Source organism: Burkholderia sp. MBR-1, from assembly GCF_013822785.1.
GTDB lineage: Bacteria > Pseudomonadota > Gammaproteobacteria > Burkholderiales > Burkholderiaceae > Burkholderia > Burkholderia vietnamiensis.
The window spans coordinates 529844-547969 of record NZ_CP053611.1 but is presented as its reverse complement, the minus strand read 5'-3'; the positions used below and the strand labels follow the sequence as shown (position 1 = coordinate 547969).

The window sequence follows — 18126 nt, the reverse complement described above, 5'->3', positions numbered from 1 at the left end:
CGGCCGCCGCGGCGAGCATGCGCGGCAACGCCGATTTCGGAACGAGCAAGCGTGCGGCAGCCGAAGTTGGCGTGACGACACAGGGCGTCTGTGCCCACACGCTGATCGATCGGCTGATCGAAGGCGAAGCAAGCAGCCGTCGGAACGGGCGACGCCGGGCGGTACGCGCAGGTTGCGTATCGCCCGGCGCTCGCCGTATCCGCGGTACGGTACATGCTGCGTTCATCGATGCAGCGCATGTAACGCGCCCGCGCAACGTCGGTTCGTCGTCCGCAATCTTTCCCATCGCTTCGATTCCGCTTACGAACCTCGTCAAGTGCGCGAACGACGCGACGCGCGATCGTCCCGCCGACGATTCACGGCGCGTGTGCGCGACACCGTGACGAGCGAACCGAATCGGTCGAACGACGCAAGCCTGGGCATCGGCGCGATCGCCGCTGCGTCGATTTTTACAGCGGGCTGCGAGGCCGCTCGGACACGCGCAGACGGCCGCGGGCCGCGCGCCGAGTCGTCACCTCGCGGCGCACCGGACCGGCCGTCCTCTATGCGCCGAACAGGCCCGGCTCGCGCGCCGCTATCGGCATCGGCTCCGTTGCATCGAGCGAGCCCGCAGTCGCACGGTTCGCTACGGCATCAACCGGTCGTGCAGCGGTGCGCGAAAGATCCGCTGCGGGTCGTAGCGCGCGAGCGTCGCTCGCGCGGCGTCCCAGTTGCTTGTCGTTGATTGGCCGTCGCGATACAGGCGCGGGATCGTGACGGACAGCATGGTGCCGTCCTGCCAGGCCGCGGTGTCGGTGTAGCCCCAGCCCTTCGACCATTCGGGGCGCAGCATCGCATACGAACCCGTGTAGTTGGCCAGCATCCATTGCTCGATCTCGCGATAGAAGCGGTCGGCGCCGGGCGTGCCGGGCAACGTCAGAATGTCGAACCAGACGGCGACGTCCCATTCCCGGTGATCGGGGCGCGGCGTGAGCGCGGACAGCGTCGGCGCCACCGCTGCAGCGCCGACGTCGGCCGGCTGGTCGAGGCCGGTGATGCGGATCTCGACTGGGCCGTTGATCGGATATTCGTTGCGTGCCTTGTACGCGTCGATGCGGTTCTGATAGAACTGCACGAACTCGCCGATCACGCGCTGCACGTCGGCGCGCCGCGCCAGTACGGCGTAGCCGTTCGCGGTCACGCGCAGCGTCGTCGGCCGGATGTACTGAAGCACCGTGCGCGACCAGCCCCAGAGGTCCGCACTGAGCGTGAGCGCGAGGCCGGCGGCCGTCACCGCGAACTGCGTCTGGCCGAACAGCGGCGTCAACGAGGCTTCGCCGCCGATCACGATCCGCTTCACGAGATCCGAGATCGACTGCGAGATCGAATCGGAGAACGGATAGTTGTACGGCTGCGTGACGGTGCGCGACAACAACGGCTTGCTGGGCGTCGGCGTCCAGACCTTGAGCCACGGGGCGCTCGTGAACGGAAACCAGATCGCTTCGATCCGGCCCGAGCGGTCGAGCAACGATGAGATCGTGCGGCCGGCCGTGCCGGCCGGTGCGAACAACTCCGAAGCCGGAATGTCGACGAAGCTCTGGCAGCGCAGCCGCTGGTTGGGCCCGGCGATCAGCGTGACGTCGACGACGAAGGCCATCCCGAGATGCGCAAGGAACGCGCCGATCTCGGGATCGTTGCGCTCGAACCGGCGCAGCGCGTATTGCTGCCGCGCCGAATCGAACACGACCGCCGTCAGCGCGACGACGAGATTGCTCAGCGACCCATAGCTATGGCCCGGCTGCAGCGTTTCGCCGGTGGCCGGCACCGCGGTGCCGTGCGCGTCGATCGCGAGCGCGCCGCCGAGCGTGATGTCGCCGGGCGCAGGCGCGGCGATCACGCCGAGGCCATATTGCTCGAGCGTCGCGAGCAAGCTCTCCAGCGACACGCCCGTTTGCGCGGTGACGCGCGCCGGACGCGCCGACGTGTCGACGGATACGGTCGTCAGCGACTTCGTCGTGTCGAGCAGCACGACATTGGCGGCGCCGGCGCCCGGATCCAGCGTCAACGGCGACCAGTTGTGCATGTAGCCGCGCGGTCGGACGCGGTAGCCGTTCGCGCGCGCCCAGTTGACGATCGCGACGACGTCATCGGCCGAGCGCGGCGCGGCCGTCCACACGTCTTGCACGGCAACTTCGCCGCTCCAGTTCTGGAACGCCTGCTTGTAAAGCGGCACGTCGGCCGGAAAGCCGGGCGGCGTCGCGCCGGCCGACTGCGCGTGCGCGGCGATCTGATAGAGCGGGGTCCAGCCGGCGACGACGCCGGCCGCCGCCAGCTTCGCCATGTCGGCCAGGAAGGATCGGCGCGCGGGTTCGTCTCGGAAGTCTTGATTCATCGTGTGCTCCAGTTATTCGGATGCGTTTTGTGATTGGAGAAACGGCAATCGATGCGTTGAGGCGGGTGTGGCACTTCAAGCGCGTGTGATGCGCGCACGAGGTGGCGCGAGCGCGCATCGTCACGGGCGTTCAACGAGAGAAACGAGTATTTTTCGGACGACTTTTGCAACGAGCCGTCGACCGATCCTTCGGCCGAGGGAATATCGGTATTTCGATTGAATCTTTAATTGCGGCGGGCGGCCGTCAGCAACGGCGCGCGATAAAAGATGATGCGGCGTGAATGTTTATAGGCATGTTTCGATTTTCTGAATAAACGCTATCGTAATTCAAGGTAATTGGACTGCACATGCGTTATATCGCCGGGCGAGATTAGCAATTTATCCGGCCGCGAGCAAGCCGCGCAGTTGACAAACTGCGATGCTTCAATGTGACGGGTTTGCGGCAGCCAGTGAGTGGCATTTTGTGGATATTTTGCAACGCAGGCGTCGATGCCATCGTAAATATTATCGAGGCGGATTTTTATTGTCGAATGGGGTAATCGGTCGGACGAAGCTGTCGGGCGGCAGCGACGAATTGTGCCCAGTCGTCGCGCATATTCGCTCGAGCATTGAGGGATTCGCAACAATGCCCGGTCTGCGGGGCGCGAAGCCATGCGGTTAAAAGAAAAACAGCGCGGCGAAGGTTAATATTCCAACTGCCGGGAATGTCGAATGGCGAGAATTCATGGTATGCCGGCGTTATCAGATTGTTACAGAAATTCGATGCAAACGGATATTGATTTATCGAGCCGATTCATGTTGCGTTCGCGTGTCGGGCGGCAGGGGAAACTGAATTCGTATTCGCGATGGTCGAAAAACGGTGAAGTCACTATCACGCCATCTGCAAACTTCTAAAATCGTGGCTATCATACGCAGCGGGTATTTATGCCGATCAAATTCAATGAAAATGATTGTTTCATTTTTCGATTGCGATTTTTGCTTGATTTGCAGGGAACTCATCCCGTTCGAAACGTCGTCGGGTTTTTCGATTTTGGCCTTCAACACGTGTGGCGACGGCGCGGTAATCGCGGCAGCCGCGCGCAACGATGCGTGTCGAGAAGCAGCGGCAGCAAATCGCGCCGATGCACGCGGGCATTGCGCCGCTGGTCGTCACGCAGGCACAACTAGGAGAGTCAGATGGTCGCGATATTCGCGAAGCTTGGGAAGGTGATTTCGAGCGCCGGCAGCGAGCGATTCGCATCCGACATGCATGCATTGCTGGTCGAATCCGTTCCGCTCGCCATCACCCGAATGACGGAATGGACGCTCGACAAGCCGGCCGGCGAAGTGGTGCACGTGCAGTCGCTCGGCGCGTTCGGCACGGCGGCGGCGCAGGGCGAGCGCGAGCCGGCGCATCCGCTGTTGAACCGGATCCGGTCCGCGAGCGACCGGCAACTCATCCACATCAGCCCGCAGCGCCAGCACGGTCACGGCAGCGAAGCCGCGCCGCCGCGCGGCGCATGCGATGGATTCCAGTGTCATCTGGTGTCGGGCAAGGCGAACCGCCGCTACGTGATCTCGCTGCATCGCGCAGCGTCGCATCACGACTTCTCGTTGCGGGAAATGTCGTTCCTGAAGAATTTCGCCGATACGCTGCTGCCGCTCGTCGAATGGCACGCGTCGACGCGCCGGCACGGCGAGCGCGACTGCGCGCCGGCGCCGCTTGCGACGGGCGGCCTGCCGGGCGTCGACGCGCTGCGGCACGAGTTCGAGTCGAGGCTGGCGCGAGCGGCGGTCGCGCTGTCCGCTCGCGAAAGCGAAGTGTGCCTCGGCCTGCTCGCGGGCAAGATGCTGCGGGAACTGGCCGAAGAGCTCGGCGTGAAGGAAAGCACGGTGGAGACGTACATCAAGCGCGCCGCGGTGAAGCTCGGCATCAGCGGCCGGCACGGGCTCACGAAATGGATGATCGACGACTGCACGACCTACGCGTCGGCAGCGTGATCCGGTTCATGCCGGCGATCGACGACGATCGCCGGCAAGACCGAGCGAGCCCCGATTGCGGATGTGCTCGGCCGCTTCGACGCCGGTTGCAGCAAGAGCCGTGACGATGTCGGTCGGCGCTGCGGCGCGGTTGAGTCCGAATGTACGATAGCCGGCGTACGAATCGACGCACAGCGCGGCCGCCGTGGCGATACGTGACGCGTTCGTACGACGCCTGCATCGGCGGCCGGCATGCAGCAGCGCGCGGCGCCGGGCTCAACGCACGCAGAGCAACCGACGGCCCTCGCGCATCCTACCCGCGAGCGTTCAGGTACCGAGGCGCGACGCCCCGCAGTCGCGGCACGCGCCGCCGGCGCGCTCCAGGCCGGCTTCCGTCGCGCCGCCGGCCGTTTCGTCCAGCATCCACCGCGTCAGGCCATGACGGCCGCCGAAGCCGAGCTTGACCGCGGCCCGCTTCAGGTAAGTCTCGACGGTGCTTTCGCGCAGCGCCAAGCGCATCGCGATCGCGGCCACGGTGTCGCCGGCCAGCAGCGCAGTGCACGCGTCGATCTCGCGCGCCGACAGCGTGACGCCGGCATGCCGCAGACGGTCGGCGAATCGCCGCGCGACGCGCTCGCGGCCAGATTCCGTCGCGGGCGGCGCAACGGCGGCGAGCCGCGCCGGTGACGGCGGAGCCGAGCCCAGCGCCGTCGCGTGGCTCGCGACGATCGGAAACAGCACGTGCGACAGCTCCTTGATGAAGTCCTGCTCCTGCGGCGAGAAATCGTCCGCCGTCTCGGCGCGATGCAACGAGATCACGTAACAGTGCGTGCGCTTGCGGCTCACGAGATGGAATTGCCGGCCGTGCGGCGACGCGTTTGCCGACAGCAGCGCGACGATGCGCTCGACCAGCGCGGGGGCCGCGCCGAGGCCGGCCGGCGTGTCGTCGACGTACACGCGGCGCGCGCTCGCTTGCGGCGGCATCTGCGCTTCATGGCCGGCCCCTGCCGCGCCGGTCTTGTCGGGCGCGGCGCCGAGGCTGCGCATCGCGAGCTCGCCGGCGGGCGCGGCGTCGACCGAAAATTCCGAAATGCGAATCTCGTCGACGGGGACCGCCGCCGAGATCAGGCTGTACATCATGCGGGGAAAGCGTCGGCTCCCGCTGCTCGAGATCGCTTCGCCGACGTGTGCGAACAATCTGCTGAACTCCATGAATGGATTCCTGATGAGACGTTGAAGCTGCGCTTGCGCGCACGGATGCCGACGTGATTTAAGCACCGGGCGGCGGCCGCGTCTGTAACGGATAGCAGGGACAGCCGATCAACAGCCGACGGCGACGCGCGCGCCCGGCGCGCCGCTCATCCTGCCGCTTCGGCTCGCGCGGTTTCCATCGCCGTATCGGAGAAGATCCGGCCGCGCTCGAGGCGAATGACGCGATCGGCCAGCCCGAAGTACTGGTCGTCATGCGTGATGATGACGACGCACTTGCCGCGCGCTCGCAGGTCGGGCACCAGCACCTCGTAGAAAAACCGCTTGAAAACGGGGTCCTGATCGGCGGCCCATTCGTCGAGGATATAGATCGGGCGATCCTCGATGTACGCGCAAAGCAGCGCGAGCCGCTTGCGTTGCCCGGTCGACAGCGCGGTCGTCGTCGAGTAATGCTTGCCGTCGATCCTGATCTTGTCGGCCAGCTTCAGCGTCTCGAGGTATCGGCGCGCACGCGCGATGCCTTCGTCCTCGCGATCGGGGCCGATCACGCGGTCGAACAGATGGAAATCGGTGAAGACGGCGGAGAACAGGTTTCGGTAGCGCTCCCGCGCATCGTCGTCGACGACTGCGCCATCGAGCGCGATGTGGCCTTCGGTGGGCGCATACAGGCCGCTGAGCACCTTGCCCAGGGTGCTCTTGCCGCTGCCGTTTCCGCCGATCACGTAGACCAGCTCGCCGGCATGAATCGTCATGTCGATCGGGCCGAGCACGAAGTCGGTCGTCGACTCGCTGTCGCGGTAGTTCATCTTCACGCCCTTCAGCTCGATGACGCGCCACGCGCCGGCCGATGACGATTCCGGCGCACGCTCGGGCGAGCGGTCGGCGGGCGAGACCTGCGTGTCGTCGACCAGGAAGCCGAACTCCGCCAGCCGCGCGAGCGCCGTCTTGCCCTCGGCCACCATCGGCAGAATATTGATCAGCATGGTCAGCGGACCCATCATGTAGAGCACGGCGAGAATGCTCGCGGTGAGCACCGACGGATCGACGACGCCGAGCGACGGCACGCCGAACAGCAGGAAGCCGAGCAGCACGGCCACCGTGATCTGGCCGATGGTGTCGCCGCCCATGAACCAGAAGCGCTCGATGTAATTGAAGCCGGCCACGCGCTTCGACGACAGCTCGATCGCGGCACGCGTGAACCAGCGCCGCCGCGCGCGGTTGAGCTTGAGCTCCTTGATGCCGAACACGAGCCCGTGCGTGTATTCGTTGAAGCGCACGAACTCGTCGCGAACGCGCTCGGTGAAATTGACCGCCCTCCGGTAGAAGAACAGGTAAAGCGCGAGGCCGACGATCGTCAGGACCATCGTCGACGCGAAGACGATCCAGGACAGATACGCGAGATAGACGATGCTGCAGATCAGCACGACCGATTGAACGATGATCGTCGGTATCGTCAGCAGCGTCTGGCTCAGTTGCGGAATGTCCTGGGTGAGCAGCGTCAGGACGTTCGGCGCGCCGCGCCGGTCGATTTCGTCGAGCGGGGTCGCCAGGATCCGCTTGCACAGGTTGACGCGCAGGCGCGTCATCAGCTTCATGCACGCATAGGACGGCATCACGGCAGCGCCGCTGCGGCAGACGATCGCCACGACGTTGACCGCGATGAACACGAGCAGCAGCGTGCGTCGCTCGTCCGGGTCGTGCAGCGCGCGGCTGATGAGGCCGACGCCCACGATCGACGCGACGCCGCTCAGCAGCCCCGTCAGCACCGTGCCGAGCGTCAGCCACGGATGGCTGCGCCACATCAGCGTGACGGCCGAATGCCACGGCGGCGATTTGCTTTCAGCGAAATCCATGGGATGCCAATTTGCTCAGTTGACCAGGTGGCTCAGCTCGACGTTGTGCGCCGCCGACCGCAATCTCGACGCGGTTTCGTGCCGGCCGAGGAACGCGATGCTGGCGACGATTTCGAGCGGCGAGTCGGAGAACAGCACGCAGCACTTCAGCACGCGCTGCGCACGGTCCCAGCCGAGGTCGGCCGCCGCGGCCGCGGCGCGCAACGACGCGTCGACCGACGCGGGCGCCCACGCGGCGGCCTGGCTCAGCCGCGAATCGGCCGCGCGAAGGAACTGCAGCAGCGTGCGCGGATTGCTCACGATGCTGTACATGAGAACGTAATCGACCCGCCGCTTCTTCGTGATCAGCGGAAAAATCAGATCGATCACGTCGGCGGCCGATTCGCATTTTCCGAAGGTCAGCGCAATGGCCTCGGCGAGCTTGTGATCGCGGTGGAGCGAATCGAGTGCGGACTGCACGAACGCCGCTTCGTGGTCGGCGGTGGTGATTTTCATGGTCGTCATAGTCTGTCGGGATAGGGATTGCTGCGAACGGCGCACGCGGCGCTCACCAGCCGTCGGGAATCGGCAGCGAATAGGCCAGCGGCTTCTCCGGCATGACCTCTTCCATGATGTCGGAGTAGCCGGACTCCTGTCCGACCAGGTTCGGCTCGAAGCAGTAGCAGTTGAAGGTCTTCTGCAGCACGAGGTTGTTGCGGTCGTTGATCGCGGGCGGCCGTTCGTTGATCGCAATGAACGCGTCGTACAGCGAGTCCCTGACGACGTAGGCGTGCGCGGTCAGCGTCTCCACGGCCTTCACGACGTTCGGCGCGACGGGAATCGGCGGCGTGAAGTGGTAGGCGCCCAGGAACAGCATGTGCCAGTCCTGCGGCACCTGCGCGATGAACTCGGGGAAGCGCTCCGCGAACTCGGGGGCGAAGAACGCGTCGTCCTCGAAGATCAGGACTTCGCTCGCGCCGGCCGCCTTCGCCTGTGTCACGGCGGCGAGATGGCTCATCGTGCAGCCGTAATCCTGTGGCCGCATGTGGCTCAGCGAGGCCGGCACGCTGATCTGTCTGGCATCGACGGCGGACAGCCGTTCGACGGTGCGGATGTCCTGTTCCGCGAATTTGCGCTGCATCGCTTCCCAGCGGTCGGGGCGCCGGTCGAGGTTGATGCAGACCTTGCGGGCAAAGGTGTTGTCGATCGTCGCGGTCGATTTCATGAGGGCGTTTTTTCCAGGAACGGGTTGAGATGGGCAGCGACGGCGCCGGCATGCGGATCGAGCAGCATGGTCAGGTGGTCGCCGGGGACGTCCATCACGGCTACCGGCAGCGTCGAGAAGCGCGACCATCCCCAGGTCGGGTCCAGACGGAGCTGGGCGATCTCCGGCGACGGGGCGTGGTCGCCGGGGTCGTGCTCGACGCTGCGCAACAGCGCGATCGGCACCGGCAGCGGCTCGGCCTGCGGCGCGTAGCGCGACTTGAAGTTGGCCTGATAGACGCGCAGATAGGCGCGCAGCCGGTCGGAGTCGGCGTCCGCGAACCAGCTGCCGCGAGCGCCGATCCGCGCGAGAATCAGGCCCGCCTGGCCGTCGGGATCGAGCGCGACGAGGTCGTCGCGCGTCACCTGAAGATCGGCGCCGAGGAAGGTGCCGATTTCGTGCGCGATCGCGACGAGCCAGTCGGTGTCGTCCCAGTCGTGCCAGTAGGCGGCGGCCGTGCTGTCGACCGGCGCGGACGCGTCGAAGATCGCCAGCAGTTTCACGACCGCGCCCTTGGCGACGAGCTGCCGGCTCATCTCGAGCGCCACGTGCGCGCCGAACGAATGGCCGGCGAGGTAGTACGGCCCGGCGCCCACCAGCGGCCAGATGCGTTCGACATGGCGGGCCGCAATGTCTTCCACGTGAGTGAGCGGCTCACACGAGCCGTCGAGGCCGAGCGCTTCGAGCCCGTACACGGCGTGGGCCGCGCTCAGATGGTGCGCGAGCGGATGGAAGTAGACCACGTTGCCGCCCGCGCCCGGCAGCAGGAACAGCGGCGCCGCGGGGCCGCCGTCGCGGATCGGCACGAGCACGTCCGTGCGCGCCGACGTCGCCTGGGTCGCGAGCGCCGCCCCCAGTTTCTCGATCGTCGGATTCTCGAACAGACAGGAAATCGGCAGCCGGCGCGCGAACGCCTTCTCGACGTTCGCCATCAGCTGGATCGCGATGATCGAATGGCCGCCGAGATCGAAATAGTTGTCCGTGACCGCGATGTCGTCGCGCTTGAAGATCCGCTGCCAGATCTCCAGCAACGTGCGCTCGTCGGCCGACGGCGCAACGACGGCCCGCGCCGTCGCGGCCGCGTCGGCGGCAGGCTCGACGGCCGGCGCAGCGTGCCCCGGCGCGCCGTGCGGCGTGCCCGGCCGGCCGGCGGCGCTCGCCGCATCGACGAGCTGGCCGGTCAGTTGCTGCGGGTCGTCGGCGAATCGCTCCAGCAACGCGCGCAGCGTGTCGAGCATCTGCCGCACGACCTCGGGCGCGACGCGGCGTGCATCGTGCGAGAGCTCGAAGCCGATGCGCTCGTTCGGATGCACGGTCAGCGTCAGCGGGTAGTTCGATTCGGCGAACGCGCGGACGTCGAGAATCTCGATTTCGTCCGGCCCGAGATCCGGGGCCGCGGCCACCGGGAAGTTCTCGAACACCAGCAGGCTGTCGAACAGGCTGTCGCCGGCGGGCAGCTCGCTCCACGACTGGATATCGACCAGCGAGCTGTACGAATGCGGCTCCATCGCGGCCTGTGCGGCGTGCAGCGCCGCCAGCCAGTCGACGAACGGGCGCTCCGGCGCGATGCGCACGCGCAGCGGCAGCGTGTTGATGAACAGCCCGACGATCGACTCGACGCCCTCGAGCGCCGGCGGGCGGCCCGACACGGTGACGCCGAACACGACGTCGTCGGTCGCCGCGCGGCGCCACAGCACCAGCGCCCAGGCCGCGCGGATCAGCACGTTCAGCGTGACGCGATGGGCCCGCAGCAGCGCTTGCAGCCGCGCCGTCAGCGCGTCGTCGAGCACGAACTGCTGTTTGCGCAGCGTGTCGCGCCGCGCGGCGTCGCCGGCCGCCGGCTGCGCGGCGCCGCCCGCGATCGGCGTCGCGGCCCGGAAGCCCGTGAGCTCGGCGCGCCACCAGCGCTCGTCGGCCGCGCGCGGATGCCGCGCGAGCCAGTCGAGGTACGCGCGGTAGCCCGGCACCGGCGCGACGGCGACCGGCGCGCCGCTGCGGGCGAGCGACAGGTAGTCGTCGAACACCTCCTTCATCAGGATCGCGGTGCTCCAGCCGTCGAGGATGATGTGGTGCGCGCTCCAGCAGAAGCGATGGCGCGTGTCGGTTTCCTGGATCAGCGTGCAGCGGAACAATGGCGCATGGCGCAGATCGAAGCCGCGCTGCCGGTCGTCGGCGAGGAACGCGTCGAAGTCCTGCGCGCGGCGCGTCGCGTCGCGGTGTCGCCAGTCGACGAAGCTCCACGGCAGGTCGACCGTATGCAGCACGGTCTGGACCGGGCGTTCGCGGTCGGCCCAGGCGAACGCGGTGCGCAGCACCGGATGGCGCGCCATCGCGTTGGCCCACGCCTGCCGCAGCGCCGGCACCTGCAGCGGCCCGCTGACGACGAAGCTGAACTGCTGGAAATAGGCGGCCGGGTCGAGGTCGTACAGCGAATGGAACAGGATGCCCTGCTGCAGCGACGACAGCGGATAGCTGTCGTCGACGCCGTCCCACGCGGTGTCGCGCACCGATGCCGCGAAGTCGAGCAGCCGGTCCTTGAAGTGCGCGGCCAGGTTCTCGACCGTCTGCCGACGGTGAAGCCGCTCGCCGTAATGCCAGTCGACCTGCAGCTTGCCGTCGGCAACGGCGGCGACGATCTCGAACGCGTGCGTGCGCTGCGAGCGCTCGGCGCGCAGCGCACCGAGATCATCGCCTGCCGGCCGCCAGTCGTCGGACTGCTGCAATACCGTATCGAGCTGGCCGTGATAGTTGAACAGGATGTCGGCCTTCGGCAGCGCGGCGAGGCTCGCGCGCACGGCGGCGTCGGGGCTCAGGTAGCGCAGCAGCGCATAGCCGAGGCCGTCGGCCGGGATGCGCCGCAGTTGCTGCCGCGCGGCACGCAGCGCGTCGCCCGGCGCCTGCATCGCGTCGACTTCGAGCACGACCGGATGGATCGACGTGAACCAGCCCACCGTGCGGCTGAGGTCCAGCGCCGCATCGGCCACGTGGCGGCCGTGGCTCTCGAGGTCGATCCGGGTGCGGACGTTGCCGGTCGCCATGCTGCACGCTTGCGCGAGCGCGACCAGCAGCACGTCGTTGATGCGCGTGTCGTACGCGCGCGGCAGCCGGCGCAGCAACGCCGTGGTGGCGGCTTCGTCCAGCTCGAACGACACGGACGCCGCATCGCCGACCGCGTTGTTGGTGCCCGCGGCCGGATAGTCGACCGGCATCGGCTCGACGGGCTGCGCGAGCAGCGCCTGCCACGTCGGGGCTTCGTCGGCAACGGCTTGCGAGCCGGCCAGTTGCTGCAGATGCAGCGCCCATTCGCGGAACGACGTCGTCTTCTCGGGCAACGGCCGGCCGTGGTACGCGGCATGCAGATCCTCGACGAGCACGCGCCACGACACGCCGTCCACCGCGAGGTGATGGATCGCCACGAACAGGCGGGCGAGCGGCTCGCCGGCCGCGCGGAACAGCCGCGCCGCGAGCAGCGGGCCGTGCACGATGTCGATGCCGCGCTGCGCGTCGGCGGCCGCCGCGCGCATCGCCGTGAGGCGCTCGGCGGCGTCGCCTGCGACGGTCTGCACCGCGAAGACGGCGGGCATCGCGCCGCTGCCGAGCACTTCCTGAGTCCAGCCGTCCGCGCCCCGCGAGAAGCGCGTGCGCAACGCGTCGTGATGTTCGCAGACCTGCCGGAACGCGTCCGCGAGCCGCGCGGCGTCGAGGTCGGCCGGCACCTCGATCAGGACCGTCTGGTTGTAGTGCGACGGCATGTCGAGGTCTTGTTCGAAGAACCAGTGTTGTACAGGCGTCAGCGGCGCATCGCCGAGCGGGCTGGCTACCGGCGCGGGCGCGGCGTGCGCGTCGGGCGCGGCGGCCAGTTGCGCGATCGTCTGGTACTGGAACAGCTGCTGCGCCGTCACGCGCAGCCCGGCCCGGTTCGCGCGCGCGATCACCTGGATGCTGAGAATCGAATCGCCGCCGAGCTCGAAGAAATTGTCGTGAATACCGACGGAAGGCAGTTGCAGCACCTGCTGCCAGATCGACGCGAGCAGCATTTCCCGCGGCGTGACGGCCGGCGCGTATGGCCGCGCCGCATCGTCGGCTGCCGCCGGAGCCGGCAGCGCCTTGCGGTTGATCTTGCCGTTCGGCAGCAGCGGCAACGACGCCAGCGCGACGAATTGCGACGGCACCATGTAATCCGCGAGCTTGCCGCGCAGATGGTCGCGCAGGCCGGCGATGTCCCGGGAAGCGGTCGCGACGTATGCGATCAAGAAGGTTCGCGCGTCTTCGGTCTTCGCGATCACGACGCAGTCGTCGACCGCCGGATAGGTGCGCAGCACGGCCTCGATTTCGCCGGGCTCGATGCGCAGGCCGCGCAGCTTGATCTGATGATCGATGCGGCCGAGGAACTCGATGTTGCCGTCGGGGCGGTAGCGCGCGAGGTCGCCGGTGCGGTAGAGGCGTGCGTGCGGGTCGTCGGAGAACGGATCGGTGATGAACTTCTCCGCGCTCAGGTTCGGCTCGTTGTAATAGCCGCGGCCCACCGGCGTACCGCCGATCAGCAGCTCGCCGGGCACGCCGATCGGCGTGGGCTGCAGCTGTGCATCCACGATGTAGATGCGCGTATTCGCGATCGGCCGGCCGATCGGCACGATGCGCTGCGGGTCGTCGCGCCGGCATTCCCACGCGGTCACGTCGACCGCGGCCTCGGTGGGGCCGTACAGGTTGTACAGCTTGACATCCAGGCGCTCGAAGCAATGCTGTTGCAGGTCGTGGGGCAACGCCTCGCCGCTGCACACGACGCGGCGCAGCGAAGTGCAGTGCGCGTCGAGTTGCGGATGATCGAGGAACGCGCGCAGCATCGACGGCACGAAGTGCAGCGTCGTGATCCGCTCGCGGTCGATCAGTTCCACCATATAGTCCGTCTCACGCTGCCCGCCTGGGCGCGCGAACACGAGGCGCGCGCCGGTGACGAGCGGCCAGAAGAACTCCCACACCGACACGTCGAAGCTGAACGGGGTTTTCTGCAGCACGGCATCGTCGGCGTCGAGCACATACGCGTGCTGCATCCACAGGATGCGGTTGACGATCGCCCGATGGGTGTTGAGCGCACCCTTCGGCCGGCCGGTCGAACCCGACGTGTAGATCATGTAGGCGAGGTTGTCGTTGCTCAGGTCCAGCGCCGGGTTGGACGTGAGCGCGGCGTCGAACTCGGACGTATCGCGATCGACGACGATCGTGCGTGCGCCGGTATCTGGCAGCGCGGCGAGCAGATGCTGTTGCGTGAGCAGCCAGCGCAGCTGCGCGTGATCGATCATGAAGCGTACGCGTTCGGCCGGATAGTCGGGATCGACGGGCACGTATGCGCCACCGGCTTTCAGGATCGCGAGCAGCGCGACGATCATGTCGAGCGAACGCTCCATCGCGACGCCGACGAGCGTATCGGGCGCGACGCCGAGCGCGATGAGCCGGTGCGCGAGGCGGTTGGCGCGAGCGTTGAGTTCGGCGTAGGTGAGGGCCGCGCCGTCATAGACGGCAGCGACGGCATCGGGCGTGCGCTCGACCTGTTGCTCGAACAACCGATGCAGCGGTTGCGCGGCCGCGTCACCGAAATCGACGTCGGTGCGGTTCCATTCGACGGTCACCAAAGCGCGCTCGGCGTCGCTCGTCAGCGGCAACTCGCCGAGCGGCCGGTCGGGCGCGGCGATCACCGCATCGAGCAGCGTGCGGAAGTGCGCGGCCATCCGCTCGATCGTGCTGCCATCGAACAGGTCCAGGTTGTATTCGATCGCGCCCGCGAGGCCGTCGTCGGCATCCTCGACGTGCAGCGTGAGATCGAACTTCGACGTGTGGCTCTCCACCTGCACCGGCGTGGTCACGAGGCCGGGAAAGTTCAGCGCGTCGGGCTGCGCCTTCTCGTACGCGAACACGACCTGGAACACCGGCGTGCGGCTCAGGTCGCGTTCGAGCGCGAGCGCGTCCACCACCTGCTCGAACGGAATCTCCTGACGGCTGTAGGCGTCGAGCGCGACGCGCTTCACGCGTGCGAGCAGTTCGCCGAAGCTCGGGTTGCCCGACAGGTCCACGCGCAGCGCGAGCATGTTCGCGAAGAAGCCGATCAGCGGCTCGGTCATGCTGGAGCGCCGATTGGCGATCGGCGAGCCGATCACGAGGTCCTGCTGGTTGCTGTAGCGCGACAGCAGCAGCGCATACGCGGCGAGCACGACCATGTAGGTGCTGGTGCCGGACGCGCGCGCGAGCGCGCGCAGGCCGCCGGCGCGATCGCGGTCGAGCTGGAACGGCAGCACCGCGCCGCGAAACTGCTGGATCGCCGGCCGCGGGCGGTCGGTCGGCAATGCGATCACGTCCGGCGCATCGGCGAGCGCGGCGCTCAGCAGCGCAAGCTCGCGATGCGTGTCGGCGGATGCGAGACGCTCGTGCTGCCACACCGCGTAATCGGCGTACTGGACGGCCAGTTCCGGCAGCGACCGCCCGGCGTAGAGCGCGGCCAGTTCGCCGAGCAGAATGCCCGACGACCACGCGTCGGAGACGATGTGATGCATCACGATGCCGAAGACGTGCAGCCGCGCATGCACGCGATACAGCGCGACGCGATGGAGCGGCCCGGCGGCGAGATCGAACGGCCGGTCGGCTTGCTGCGCGAGCCGTTCGAGCGCATCGGCTTCGGTCGCGACGTCGACGACGTCGAGCGCGACCGCTGCGGGCGGCGCGATGCGCTGGACCCCGAGACCGTCGACGGCCGGAAAGGTCGTGCGCAGGATCTCGTGACGCCGGCAGATCTCCGACACGGCGGCGCGCAGCCGCTCGACGTCCAGCTCGCCCTCGAAGCGCAGTGCGCTCGAAACGTTGTAGGTCGACGACGGTCCTTCGAGTTGCGCGAGGAACCACAGGCGCTGCTGCGGAAAGGACAGCGGCAGGTCGCCGGCGCGCGGGCGCGGCACGATGCTGCCGGCCGTCGAACCGGCGCGCGGCGACGACGCCTCGATCAGGTCGGACACGGCGCCGATGGTCTGGAGCTCGAAGATCGCGTCGATGCCGATCTCCACCGCGAAGCTGCTCCATATGCGCGACACCAGCTGCATGGCCTGCAGCGAATCGCCGCCGTAGTCGAAGAAGCGGCCGGCGAGATCGACGGCCGGGTTGTCGAGCACATCGCGCCAGATCCGCAACAGCTCGAGCTGAATCGGCGTGGCGTCGGCGTCGACGGCGGCATCGTCGGGTGCGGCGGCGGGCGTCAGCGCGAGCAAGGCCGGGCGATCCAGCTTGCCGTTCGCGTTGAGCGGAAATTCGGCGATCGGTACGAGGTCGGACGGCACCATATAGTCGGGCAGCTTCGCGGCCAGGAAGGCCCGTAGGTCGGCCATGCTCAGGTTCGCGGAACCCTTGACATAGGCGGCCAGCTTGCGGGCGCCGTGCGCGGACTCGCGCACGATGACCGCCGCGCCGACGACTTCCTCGTGCGCGGCGATCGCGGCCTCGACCTCGCCCAGCTCGATGCGGTGGCCGCGGATCTTGACCTGGTCGTCGACGCGTCCGTAGCACTGGATCCGTCCGTCGGGCAGCCATCGGCCGATGTCGCCGGTCCGGTAGATGCGCGGTTCGTCGGGATACGGCTGCTCGACGAACTTCGCGGCGGTGACGTCGGGACGCTGGTGATAGCCGCGCGCGAGGCCGGCGCCGGCGATGCAGATTTCGCCCGGCACGCCGAGCGGAACCGGGCGCAGCGCGTCGTCGACGATGTACACGCGCGTGTTCGCGATCGGCCGGCCGATCAGCACCGTGGACGGCACGTCGTCGACGCGCTCGACGATGCAGCCGACCGTCGCTTCGGTCGGACCGTACTCGTTGTAGATCTCGATCGCAGGGTCGATCTTGCGCAGCGTCGCGATGTGCTGCGGCGCGAGCTCCTCGCCGCCGACGATCACCTTGCGCACGCCCGAGCGCCCGAGGTTCATGTATTCCAGCAGGTGAATGTGGGTCGGCGTGAGCTTGAGCGTGTCGACGCCGCTGCCGGGCTGGAACATGCGGGCCAGGATGGTGTCGATGCTCTCCGACTGCGGATAGATGCGCAGCGTCTTGCCGCGCACCAGCGGGCAGAAGATGTTGGTCAGCGTGAAATCGAAGCACAGCGAGCTGTACAGCCCGAAGCTGCCGGTCGTGCTTTCCGGGAAGTAGTAGTCGGCGGCCCAGCCGATGTAGTGGGCCAGATTGCGGTGTTCGAGCAGGCAGCCTTTCGGTTTGCCGGTCGAGCCGGACGTGTAGATCACGTAGGCGAGCTGCGCCGGCTGCGCGCGGCACGGCGGATTGTCCGGCAGCGGCGTCCAGCCGGGCAGCTCCTGATCCAGCAGCAGCGTCGCGCCGGAGAACTCATACCACTGCGCGAGCTGGTCCGAGTGGGTCAGCAGCAGCGCGAGGCCCGTGTCGGCGAGGATGTGATCGATCCGTTCGGCCGGATACGCCGGGTCCAGCGGCACGAAGGCCGCACCGGCCTTCAGGATGCCGAGGATCGCGACGATCATCCATTCGGAGCGGTCGAACATGACGCCGACCAGCGCTTCCGGCCCGACGCCGTGATCCTCGCGCAAGCGATGCGCGAGGCTGTTGGCGCGCGCGTTCAGATCCGCGTAGCTCATCAGCGAGGTGTCCGTGACGAGGGCCGGCGCCGCGGGCGTGCGGGCGACCTGCGCCTCGAACATCTCGACGACCGTCGGGTGGCGCGGCCCGGCCGTCGCGGTTTCGTTGAAGGATGCCAGCAGCCGGCGCTCCGCCGGCGTGCTCGCGACGATGTCGCCGACCGCCGCGTCGAGGCGTTCGAATGCCTCCAGCACGGCGCCGAGGCTGTTCGCGAAACCGTCGATGACGAACGGCTCGATCGCGTCGCTATGGTGCAGCTCGATTTCGCCGCGCGCGAGCCGCAGCTGAAGCTGCAGGTCGTCGTCGCGCAGGGTGGGCGCTTGGTGGACGCGATCGTCCGCGAGCACGACGCGCGTGAGCTGCGCGACGTCCATGTCCTTTTCGTTGCGCACCAGCGTGTCGAGCGGGAAATGGGGCGCGGCGTAGCTGTCTTCGACGATCGCGGCCACGCGCGCCAGATAGTCGTCGACGCGCTCGTCGGGACGGACCTCGACGATCAGCGGAATGGCGGCGGCGCGCGCCGACGGCTGCGCGGCGAGGCCCGGCGTGCCGAGCACCGTCACCGGGATCCTGAAGTACTTCCACAGCAGAAACGCGATGCCCGCCGCCGCGACCGCGAATTCGCCGAGATCGCCGTCGCCGATGCGCCGCAGCACGTCGACCGACGCGCGCGTGAGCGGCACCGTGCGCGACAGCCGGTGCGCGGGCTGGCGGCCCGGTCCGTGCGGTGCGATCCGATAGACGCCGGCAACCTGCGACAGGCTTTCGCGCCAGAAACGCGCGATATGCGCATAGCGATGGTCGGTGACCAGCACGTTATTGTCTTGCACAGGACACTCCTTGAGACGTTTTGT

General features: G+C 67.6%; 8 protein-coding genes. 2 read left to right on the top strand and 6 right to left on the bottom strand.

What is annotated here, in order from left to right; translation table 11 throughout:
* Positions 1-17 precede the first annotated feature (17 nt).
* Positions 18-383, top strand: coding sequence for a hypothetical protein (locus tag MBR110_RS26970; RefSeq protein ID WP_059463975.1), 366 nt, complete (start codon positions 18-20; stop codon positions 381-383).
* A gap of 242 nt (positions 384-625) precedes the next feature.
* Here the strand turns inward: MBR110_RS26970 and MBR110_RS26965 are convergent, their stop codons facing one another.
* Positions 626-2371 (bottom strand): cholesterol oxidase substrate-binding domain-containing protein, encoded by a 1746-nt coding sequence (locus tag MBR110_RS26965; RefSeq protein ID WP_060043673.1) that lies wholly within the window; start codon positions 2369-2371, stop codon positions 626-628.
* Between the two features lie 1176 nt (positions 2372-3547).
* Here MBR110_RS26965 and MBR110_RS26960 point away from each other — a divergent pair.
* Positions 3548-4351, top strand: coding sequence for a helix-turn-helix transcriptional regulator (locus MBR110_RS26960; RefSeq protein WP_014725956.1), 804 nt, complete (start codon positions 3548-3550; stop codon positions 4349-4351).
* Positions 4352-4657: 306 nt separating this feature from the next.
* Here MBR110_RS26960 and MBR110_RS26955 read toward each other — a convergent pair whose 3' ends face one another.
* The 5 genes from MBR110_RS26955 to MBR110_RS26935 all read right to left on the bottom strand — a co-directional run bounded on the left by MBR110_RS26955 (position 4658) and on the right by MBR110_RS26935 (position 18102).
* Complete coding sequence (locus MBR110_RS26955; protein ID WP_059562239.1) at positions 4658-5542, bottom strand: helix-turn-helix transcriptional regulator; 885 nt, start codon at positions 5540-5542, stop codon at positions 4658-4660.
* A 146-nt stretch (positions 5543-5688) separates the two neighbouring features.
* Positions 5689-7392, bottom strand: a complete 1704-nt coding sequence (locus MBR110_RS26950; RefSeq protein WP_140994322.1) for a cyclic peptide export ABC transporter — start codon at positions 7390-7392, stop codon at positions 5689-5691.
* 15 nt (positions 7393-7407) lie between these two features.
* Complete coding sequence (locus MBR110_RS26945; protein WP_224019696.1) at positions 7408-7887, bottom strand: hypothetical protein; 480 nt, start codon at positions 7885-7887, stop codon at positions 7408-7410.
* Positions 7888-7939: 52 nt separating this feature from the next.
* A complete protein-coding gene (locus MBR110_RS26940) occupies positions 7940-8596 on the bottom strand; it encodes a glycosyltransferase family 25 protein (protein WP_014725951.1) in 657 nt (218 codons plus the stop codon).
* Entirely contained in the window at positions 8593-18102 is a 9510-nt protein-coding gene (locus MBR110_RS26935) for an amino acid adenylation domain-containing protein (RefSeq protein WP_181709789.1), read from the bottom strand. The genes MBR110_RS26940 and MBR110_RS26935 overlap by 4 nt, the downstream gene beginning before the upstream one ends.
* Positions 18103-18126 lie beyond the last annotated feature (24 nt).